Origin of the sequence: Emticicia sp., assembly GCF_049241225.1 — a bacterium.
Lineage (GTDB): Bacteria > Bacteroidota > Bacteroidia > Cytophagales > Spirosomataceae > Emticicia.
In genome coordinates, this window is record NZ_JBMLRC010000204.1 from 1 (window position 1) to 2,191 (window position 2,191).

Sequence of the window (2,191 nt, forward strand, 5' to 3'; positions counted from 1 at the left end):
CCACCCAAGCCATTAAAGTATTGGTTTTTCGGAAATTAATGCGGTAAGCAATAAATTTCTCATTTTCGGTTTCCCTTGAAAAATCTTTCGTAAAAAAATGTGTAAACATGGCTGTTGGGCCATGACTCAGAATATACTTTGATTTTGGAAAGAATAAATAACCCAACTGCGGATTTAACTTTCCGTAGTTGATACGTGGCACAAAGCCGACCTCGGCTGTATAATTACTTCCCACACTTTCAAACTCAATTCCTGCAGTAAGTCTTTTGTTTGTATAAAGAATATTTCCAGCAAAAACACCGTCGTCTTTTTTAGTATTTGGGCTAAACGACTTAAAATACATCAGTTTTCCCGTCCAAGCATTGTTTTGAGAAAGCAAATTATACTCAATTGCCAAATTTCTGTTGTATTCTTTCACGTTCACTTTATCAACAACCGATTGATAATCAAGTAATTGCTTATTGACAAACATTACTGCAATATTTGAGCGAGCAAAAACCCTGCGTTGTAAAGCAATTACTCCGAAATTTTGAGCGTTTGAAACGGCGTCACTTTTTCCCGTTTGCATATTCATCAATCCGACTCGCCAGTCTTTGTTGAGTTTTCCGCTTACTCTTGCTCCAAATTTAATTGGCGTATTCAAACCAATTCTTCTCGAAAAAAATGGCCTTAATGTCTGATATCCAAAATTTGCAAATAAATCGCCATTTTCTAAGAAAAACTGCCTTCTCTCTGGGAAAAATAACTCAAAACGGTCGAGATTTGTTTGCTGCTGGTCAACTTCAACTTGCGAAAAATCTGGGTTTACGGTTAAATCAAGATTTAATGATGATGTAAGTCCAACTTTTGCATCAAAACCAATATCTCCTCTATAATCGGTCGGAAGTTTCTTTTCGTGATTCCGAGCTACCCCACCCAAGATATACGGTATGATTGAAATATTTGATGAAGCCGTTGGTGGCTCTTCGTCCCAAATCAACGACGCAGCATAAGCCAACGAAGCCGTAGGAAATTGGCGTGGAACTGGAGCCCAAGCCGATTTTTCGGTAGTTTTGAGGTCTAAACGACTAAAATTTACTCCCCAACGCTTGATTCCTTTTTTATAACGAAGGGTTTTAAATGGAATCGCACATTCCCAAACCCATTTTTCATCATCGTATTTTACCTCCGAAGTCCATTTATTTTCCCACGTCAAGCTGATATTACTTCCATTAAACATTAATCCATCCCACTGAGCCCCCATTGCATTTGCTCCGAACGAAAAACCATTCGTTTGGTCATCGAAAGTATCAAGAAATAACAAGTTATTATCATTTTTTCCAAAATTGAAATCCCGTTTCAAAGATTCCACCATATATGGCCCAGGGAGTTTATCGTAATTAATAAAAACTACGTAAAGATTTTTATCATCATAAGTCATTTTTACATCCGTACGCACTTTTGCATAGCTTGTATCCATCGGTAATACTTGATAAAAATCAGTGGCAAGTTGAGCATCAGCCCATGCTTTTTCATCGACAATACCATCAATTTTTAGAGGCGAAGTAGCACGACGAATACGATATTCCACTTTTTCGTTTTTACTTTGAGCAAAAGAGAAGAGAGTATTGAGTAAAAGAAAGGAGGTTAATAGGTTTTTGAGCATTGTAAGTTTAGAATGTAGTTTTGTCTATAACAAAATTACGTTTTTTCTGTACTTTTTACTTACGATTACGCCCAAATGGCTGAAAACAGCGACAAAGATATTGTGACTCAAAGTTAGATGTGGAAATTTTACTAACAAAAAAGCGATTATCAGACCCAAGTCTAATAATCGCTTCTCAATTTTTCGTTCCTTCAGAGTCTCCTACATTTATGGGAGTTTTTTTACTCTCTTTCTCGCCACTACACGCTCGCTCTCTCAGAGTCTCCTACGTGCCGTCGGGAGACTCTGAGGGAACTGAAGACATACACTAAAAATAATCACTCTCCTTTACAATATTATTATCTTTGAAGAAATCAAACATTGTTCTGGCACAATCATTATGTCGTGGATTATTTTCATCAAAAACTTCCTTAATTGACATCGTTAAAAAGCCTTCATGAAAAAATTCTTGATTCATAAACTGTAACTTAGAGTTTAAGTTAAGTTTGTTTGAAAAATAATTTACCCAACCAACTTTATAGGTATTGCTCGGTAAATCGACATAAT

General features: G+C 36.4%; 2 protein-coding genes. Both read right to left on the reverse strand.

Translation table 11 applies throughout. The features are described 5' to 3' along the window. Positions 1-1,645 (reverse strand): DUF5916 domain-containing protein (locus ACOVO2_RS11280; RefSeq protein ID WP_421770068.1); only part of this gene is annotated, 1,645 nt, incomplete at its 3' end. A gap of 307 nt (positions 1,646-1,952) precedes the next feature. Next, the coding region (locus tag ACOVO2_RS11285) for a hypothetical protein (protein WP_421770069.1) at positions 1,953-2,191 on the reverse strand (239 nt) is incomplete at its 5' end.